General features: G+C 45.6%; 6 protein-coding genes. 1 reads left to right on the top strand and 5 read right to left on the bottom strand.

Translation table 11 applies throughout. The features are described from left to right. Positions 1-421: 421 nt before the first annotated feature. The 5 genes from NDI52_RS34345 to NDI52_RS34325 form a co-directional block, all read right to left on the bottom strand. Positions 422-1753, bottom strand: coding sequence for a DUF2254 domain-containing protein (locus NDI52_RS34345; RefSeq protein ID WP_348257156.1), 1332 nt, complete (start codon positions 1751-1753; stop codon positions 422-424). Continuing rightward, positions 1750-2778, bottom strand: a complete 1029-nt coding sequence (locus NDI52_RS34340; RefSeq protein WP_348257155.1) for a mechanosensitive ion channel family protein — start codon at positions 2776-2778, stop codon at positions 1750-1752. The genes NDI52_RS34345 and NDI52_RS34340 overlap by 4 nt, the downstream gene beginning before the upstream one ends. 57 nt (positions 2779-2835) lie before the next feature. Then, positions 2836-3651, bottom strand: coding sequence for an ion transporter (locus NDI52_RS34335; protein WP_348257154.1), 816 nt, complete (start codon positions 3649-3651; stop codon positions 2836-2838). A gap of 11 nt (positions 3652-3662) precedes the next feature. After that, positions 3663-3935, bottom strand: a complete 273-nt coding sequence (locus NDI52_RS34330) for a hypothetical protein (RefSeq protein ID WP_348257153.1) — start codon at positions 3933-3935, stop codon at positions 3663-3665. A 785-nt stretch (positions 3936-4720) separates the two neighbouring features. Further along, positions 4721-6451, bottom strand: a complete 1731-nt coding sequence (locus tag NDI52_RS34325; RefSeq protein ID WP_348257152.1) for a response regulator — start codon at positions 6449-6451, stop codon at positions 4721-4723. A 694-nt stretch (positions 6452-7145) separates the two neighbouring features. Between NDI52_RS34325 and NDI52_RS34320 the strand changes: the two genes are divergently transcribed. Next, a partial coding sequence (locus NDI52_RS34320) for an ABC transporter substrate-binding protein (protein ID WP_348257151.1) occupies positions 7146-7859 on the top strand: 714 nt, incomplete at its 3' end.

Genomic DNA, 7859 nt, shown 5'->3' with positions numbered 1-7859 from the left:
GGAAACATGCTGAGTGACAGATGGCTTGAGCCGCTTGATGGGACGACTGTCACGAGCGGTTCTGAGGGGAGGGGGACACGGTGACGTGTTCCCTCTTACCCGACTTGCTGTCACCAAATGCAATTAGAGCAAATCCAATGATTGAAACAACAATTTCGGGGTCTGAAACAACGCAACTACGTTGAACAATGGAGATTGATTTGGGATATACCCAAAATTCTTAGTACAGAGTAACTATTCGCAATCTCTTCTCCTGAAAGGGTTTCAACCTAATTGCATCTGGTGACAGCAACCCTTTAAGCGGGCTAGATACAAAAGCAAGGGATGAGGTTGTTGGCCCTTTCACCTTACCATTGACCTATTTTTGCGACACAACCGCTACCTTTGTCCCACCTAAGACAGGTCATCTGAACCATTTTTATTAGTGATGCTCAATTGCTTCCACAGCGGCTAGATATCGCTCTTTAATTGCTTTGCGATCTAACTCCTCCACAATTTCCTTTTGGCTGCCGCGCTCAATCATATCGGCGTGACGCCGCAACGTGATTTGGTCTGACGTTCGGTGGGTGAAAGATGCGACGACAGAGATTGCCTCTAACAGCCGCATCGTGACAGCAACACTCGACTGTCCATATTGTCGAATTTGATTAAAAGCAGCATCCGTTACATCTGTAAAGGTGATAGGTTCAGCAATAACGCAAAGCTGGTTGTTGTGGTCGTAGCGGTAAGGAGAAGGAATTTCTCGTTGGGCAAAATGACAGAGAGCAGCATTCAACTGGTCAATACAGCGGATGGCAGTAAACGGATCATTAATTCCCGGGGAAAGTGCCCGGACTGCAATTTCAACCAGTTGATCGATCGAAAACTCAATATCTTGCTGCTCGGTACGCTGTGAACCCAATACAAAAGCATTGTTGATTTGGGCGATAAGCTGCTTGTTTACCTTTTCTTCAGGCAAAACGCGTACCAGTTCACTGCCTTTGACGACAAAGCGACCAGGGCGTTGCTGAACCCGTAACAACAGCTTTTTGTCTGTGGCAATTTGCATCAGTCGTTTGTCATCAATCGCTTGAACGTAACCACTCTTACCTGCCTTAATAGAACAGGAAACGCGATCGAACTCGAGTGAAATATCGGCAATGCGTTGCTCCTGCTGTTTTGGAGCACTGCGTCCAATCTTTCCAGGAAAGAGTCTATCGATCGCATCATCGAGATCTCTACCCACTTTTTTGATCACCTGATCGACCTGAATCGATGAGGCGGAGTGATGAATGAAGTAAATTAATACACCAATGCTGGCGATCGCCAAGCCAATTCCACAGGTTACTGCACTGTGTGGCACAAACTCATTTTCTTCTACACCATTAATCGTTCGCAGCACCATTAAGCTGTATACAAATGTAGAAATAAAGGTTCCCAGCACCACCTGATTACCCGTGTCTTGCATAAAGTTACGCAGCAAGCGCGGACCAAACTGAGAAGAGGCAAGCTGAAGGGCGACAATCGTAATAGAAAAAGCCGTGGTGGCAACGCTCACCATGGAACCCGCAATTGCAGAAAGAATGGCGCGTGAGCCGTTAGGGCCGAGGGAATAAGCCCAGCCTAACTCCCCAATAATGGTCGTTTCTCGACTCTGGTCGATGGCAATGGTGATAAACGACAGCCCGATCGCCAGTACCACCATGAGGGTTGGCACAAACCAGAAACTGGAATGTAAAGAGTTCCACAGTTTGCTTAATTTGGCGTATTTCATCGATCATTCTGAGCCGGGTTGTGATTCGTTGAAGATCCATTACCCTCTCTAGCGCCATTGCGTTGAGAGTGGATCTCAGCCAACTGTCTGAGGGCGTGGCTGATACTGCGCGGCTTCGGAACTTCGCTGGTTCCGGCGGGCCAGCCTTCTCGTTGACGGGCGCGATCGCCATCACTAGCTTCGGTTTGGTCATGGAACAAAATCTGTTGGGTTGGGAAGGGTAGATCGATCCCGTTCGCTGTCAGCTTATTTTTAATGTTCGTCAAGACGCGGTCTTGCAAGTCTAAGACATCAGCCCGCCGGGGCGGTTCCACCCACCAGCGAGCGCGAATGTTAACGGTACTATCGGCCAGTCCTACCACGATCGCATCAGAAGCAGGATTTTCTAACACGCCATCCGTTTCATGAATTGCCTCTAGAATTAATCGTTTGGCAGTATCAATATCATCACCATAGCCAATACCAATGTCGTACTCCAGGCGACGATTTTCAAATGCCGTGTTAACCGTGACTGAGTTCGTGAATAGCTCTGAATTGGGAATCACAATGCGCCGACCATCATAGGTTCTAATCGTTGTTGCGCGTGTTTGAATTTGTTCGACGGTTCCCTCAAAGTCCTTAAATACAATTTGGTCGTCAATCTGAAACGGCTCAGTCAGAAGGATCAAAATACCCGCTAAAAAGTTTTGCAGAATGTCTCGAAAGGCAAACCCAATGGCAACCCCACTGATTCCCAATAGCTGAACGAGATCGCTTGCTTTGAGAGATGGAATGACGATCGACAGAGAAATAAATAATCCTGCCAGAATCGTTACGCCTTGAGCCAATCGCCCCAGCACTAATCCCAGATTGCGAGCTTGGCGACGATCGCGAGTGAGCTTCCTCACCGTTCGCTTAATCACTCTGGCGATGAGGAAAAATATCGCAAAGACGATGAACGCCAGCACAATATTAGGCAGCAAGGCAAAAAAGCCGTTTGCCATTGCCTGAATTTTGTCCCATACAGTAGATAGTTCTGCGTTCATTACATTCTCTAAGCTGCAACCAAACCTTACGCAGAATAGGCAAAACTGGCTTCTATCTTAGGGGGAGCGATCACTTTGTCGCAGGTTCTGGATTTCAGAGCGCAATGCAATAATCTCAGCTCGCAATGCATCGATCGATTTTGCTCCGACTAGCTCAGCTTCTTCGTTATCTGCATCTTGCCCGACAAAAAATGTTGCTAGCGTTGCAGTCACATAGCCAAACATTGCAAAGGCATATAGCGCTAGCAGAAAAAACAAGATGCGACCTTCTGCCGTTTGTGGACTGTAATCAGCTCCCATGGTAGTCATTAGCATCGCTGTCCACCATAGAGCGGTGCCATAATGATCAAGTCCAGACGCATTTGGTGTTGCTTGTTCAAAGGTGTACATCCCAGCCGCACCTGCAAAGGTAACGATCACGGTTAGCAGCACGACATAGCCAAACCCGCGCCGGGAAAAATTTGCAGCTAGCGATCGCATACTGCGATTGGTTCGCGTCAGCACCCGCAGCAGCTGTAAGCCGCGCATTGCCCGCGTTGTTTGCAGCACCCGGAGAACTCTGACAATTCTCAACGTTCTGAGTGCGGGAAGCAGCAGTGAGATTGCAGTTAGCCATTGCGCCTTGAGATAAGCCACTTTGTGAGGAGCCAGGAGCAGCTTAACGCCAAACTCGATAATAAACACGATCCAGATGGTGATGCTTAAACCTTCTAGCAATGGATTTAAGCTATAGGTCAGTTCCAGCACAAACAGGGCTACCCAGAGAAAGCTGAGTACCAACATTGGTACATCGAGCCAGTCTTCAATCTGCTGCAAAATCTCAGAACGTTCGCGTTCGAGGGCTGTTTTTTCAGGAAGCTTTGGTGAATTCATCCGTAGGTTAATTAGTTAAGCGCAGGTGTTTCTAACACAGTAACTTCGACCAATGGGGTGACATTGAACCCTTGCTGCAACAAGCGAGTTTGAATCAATTGAGTCAGGTCCGCACGAATTTGTTCAGCTGATCCCGGGATGTTAGGCTGGCGCTGAACATAAACCAAACACAGCAACGTCTCCTGTCCCGGAATATTGGCCCCAGTAAAGCGAACATTGGATTCTACGAGCTTGGCTAAATTGCTTTGCTGTACTATCTGGCCTGATTGAAGCGACGCTGTCACCAGATGCAATTAGCCCTAATTCGGAGCCTGAAACAACATAAATTCGTTACTTGGCCGAGGCTAATGTGGAAAATGACGGCATTTTTTAGTACAAAATAACTGTGATGTAACCCTTATAGGATAAAGGTTACAGCCTAATTGCACTTTATGACAGCGTCGCTTCAATCAGGCCATCCCCAGCGATGCCGCCCCGCATGTCCGAGAGCGGCGCGGGGGAGAAGGCGTTCCCCCGGTCCTCCTTCGGTACAACAACAGGTTTGCCAGAATACTTACGGGGTCAAGGGGGATGACTCTAGAGGGGCGTAATCGCCTAGGCAGCCACTTAGGTATCGGCTAGGATGACTCCTCACCAGCATGGTAGTCGGCGTGCCTCCTATGAGGCCTGATTGAAGCGACGCTGTCATAAAGTGCAATTAGGCTGTAACCTTTATCCTATAAGGGTTACATCACAGTTATTTTGTACTAAAAAATGCCGTCATTTTCCACATTAGCCTCGGCCAAGTAACGAATTTATGTTGTTTCAGGCTCCGAATTAGGGCTAATTGCATCTGGTGACAGCGTCGCTTCAATCAGGCCGAGACGGGGTAATTTCTCTTCTACCAGCGACCTCAAAGCGCAAATTCTTTCCTTTATTGACTACTTCAACCAGACAATGGCCAAGCCCTTTCAATGGACATTCAAAGGCAAGTTGCTAGCGTTCTAAATCATAGGTCTATTCATGCCGCAGAGTACTAGTCAATTAAAAGCCAATATTCCGTGCTCATGAACTATGCAACATTAGCTTCTTATGTGGATTTTAGAAGTGTTTGCATAACAGACACTAAGGCTTTCATTTGTATAGGTTTGCTCAAATATATATTAGCTCCAGCATTAAGACACCGTTCCTGATCCCCAGGCAAAGTTAATGCGGTCAACGCAATAATTGGAACTTCCTCCAAAGGGGAATGCTGCCGAATTTGATGTATCGCCTCCAGCCCATCCATTTTTGGCATTTGAATATCCATCAAAATTAAGTCAGGAGTTTGGGCTTGTGCTATCGCAACTGCTTGATAGCCATCGTGAGCCATCACAACTTGATATCCCTTAGCTTCCAAATATGATACTAATGTTTGCTCATTCGCTTCATTATCCTCTGCCAACAGAACGAGAGGAGAGCCATGCACTACTGTTTCAAGCGGAATCTCTAGACCTATCTCATCATTGCATACACTGGGTGATGAATGTGCCCTGTGCTGTGTACCTATCAATTTTGGTTGAGGTAAGTATATCGTAAAACAACTTCCTTGCCCTAATTGGCTATCAAGGGTAATCCAACCACCATGCAGATTCACAATACGCTGAGATAGCGCTAGCCCAAGTCCTGTACCTTGATACTGACGGTTCAGATTGCTATCGATTTGTACAAAGGGCTGAAATAAGCGTTCTTGATTTTCAGAGGAAATTCCAATACCAGTGTCACGCACTGAAATACAAAGATAAGGATTTGGAGAAGTAAAGTACTCCCCATCACTTTGTTTTAATATTTCATCAGGACGCCTGACAGTTATTTCCATCTGAACGTATCCTTTTTCGGCAGTAAATTTGACTGCATTATTAAGAAGGTTAATTAGCACCTGACGCATGCGGCGTTCGTCAAAATGAAAATCTTCTACTGCATTAGATAGGTACGAATCAAGAGTAATTTGCTTGTTGAAAGCCGCTTGCCTAACGAACATGAGACTGCTTTCACAGAATTTTTGTATGGATACATCAGCAAGCTCTAACTCTAAATGGCCGGATTCAATTTTAGACAAATCCAGAATGTCATTAATCAATTCCAGTAAGTGTTCACCACTTCTTTCAATCGTAGTAACCATCTTTCTCTGGCGCTCATTCAATGGGCCACAAATTTCTTCCTTTAAGCTCTCAGACATTCCTAAAATGGCGTTCAAAGGAGAACGAAGCTCATGGCTCATATTCGCTAAAAATTCATCTTTTAGCTTGGTGGCACGATCTAATTTAAGATTCACTTGCCCCAACTGCTTGACCGTCTTTCGTAGTTCTAGCTGACTGACAATCTGCTGGGCAAGCACCTTCAATGTCTCTAACTGATCACAGGTAAGTGTTCGAGGAACATGATCCATAACACATATGCTTCCTAACGCCAACCCTTCAGCTGTAGTCAAAGGAGCACCTGCATAAAAGCGTATACCGGGATATCCAGTTACAAAAGGATTATTCGCAAAGCGAGGATCTTGAGTTAAGTCTGGGACTACTAATAGATCTGACTGCAAAATGGTATAGCTACAAAAAGCAGAATCTCGACTGTTTTCAGTTGTAGTTAAGCCAATGTGAGATTTGCACCACTGGCGATCGTGGTCAATAAAGCTGATTAAGGCGATAGGTATATTACAAATGTAAGAGGCTAGTCGCGTTAAGTTATCGAAAGCTTCCTCGGCTTCAGTATCGAGGATGTTATAACCTAAAAGAGCTTCAATCCGTTGACTTTCATTCTCAGGAATGGGAGCTTTGCTCATAACTGGATTACACCGAAACTGGGTTAGAGGAATTCTCTGCATGTAGTCCTAGTCTTCCCATTACGGTGTTTTATACTTCAAATTGAATCTAATTAATGATGCATGAGGGTCAGTTTACAACTCTCACGAGAGAGAAGTAATTTCTCAACGAAAGAACAAGGCTTTGAGGCTTTGTGAGTTTCCAAGAACCCACCTACTTTTTTCGGTAGTCCACTTTTATAAAGGATAAAGAGAAATAGAGACTCTCAGCGACTAGAGGCTTAAGTGCGAATCCGTGCATTGTAATGATGGATACAATTTAGTTTGCTAACGTTAGCAATCGCTCACAACTCCTTGCTGCTGGGCACCAATTATCGAAAACCTAAAAGTTTCACAAAATTTAGATAGAGATAACGGCACTTTGCGAGCCTTTAAAGTAAAACGTCTCGCGGGATAGATGCACAAATCTTATTTTTAAGCAGCCACCGTAATTGATATTTGATTACTGAACAACACTTAAAATTGATGATTTTGCTCCATATCTTAAATGAATTGGAAATTTATAGAAAGAGGCACTATTTATCCCTCCCCCCTGCATTGTTGGCTTCCAAAGAGAAATGATATTGTGCAACCTCAGTAAGTCCATTTACTTGCAAAAGGTATAACAACTACAAGTAAATAGCCTGGTGTATTTACATCTTGGAAGCAGTAGCTTATGGGTCTAAGTAGCAGATTTTTCTACACGATGGGGTTATTATTGCTTGTGCAAACGCTGTCAGCATGCACTGCCCCTGCAGATCAAAGAAGCTCTCAACAATCTACATCTTCGACACAACAAACAGGTTCTGCGGATCAAATTGTGCTGGCAATCGGGGGTGAAAGCGAAGAAGGATATGATCCTACTCTTGGGTGGGGACGTTATGGTTCCCCATTATTTCAAAGCACTTTACTACAACGCAATGAGAACTTGGAATTAGTCAATGACCTTGCGACAGATTACAGCGTTAGTGAGGATCGCAAAGTTTGGACCGTCAGTATTCGTCAAGACGCTGTTTTCTCGGATGGAAAGCCCGTTACTGCTGAAGATGTAGCCTACACGTTCAACAAAGCAGCGGAAAGCGGCGGTTTAACCGATGTAACGGTGTTGGATGAAGCTGTGGTGCTCGACGCTGATACGGTGGAGTTGCGCCTGAAAGAACCTCAAAGTACATTCGTTAACCGTCTGGTTACTCTGGGTATTGTGCCCAAACATGCTCACGGTACCAATTATGCCCGTAGCCCCATCGGCTCAGGGCCTTATCGCTTGGTGCAGTGGAATGAGGGCCAGCAATTGATTGTAGAAGCCAATCCCACCTACTACGGCGAAGCGCCTGGAATCAAGCGTCTGGTATTTTTATTTGTGGAGGAAGATGCTGCCTTTGCGGCAGCA

The sequence above is a fragment of the Leptolyngbya sp. PL-A3 genome (assembly GCF_039962325.1).
Classification (GTDB): Bacteria; Cyanobacteriota; Cyanobacteriia; order Elainellales; family Elainellaceae; genus Vacuolonema.
This window is presented reverse-complemented; position numbering and strand designations above follow the sequence as displayed.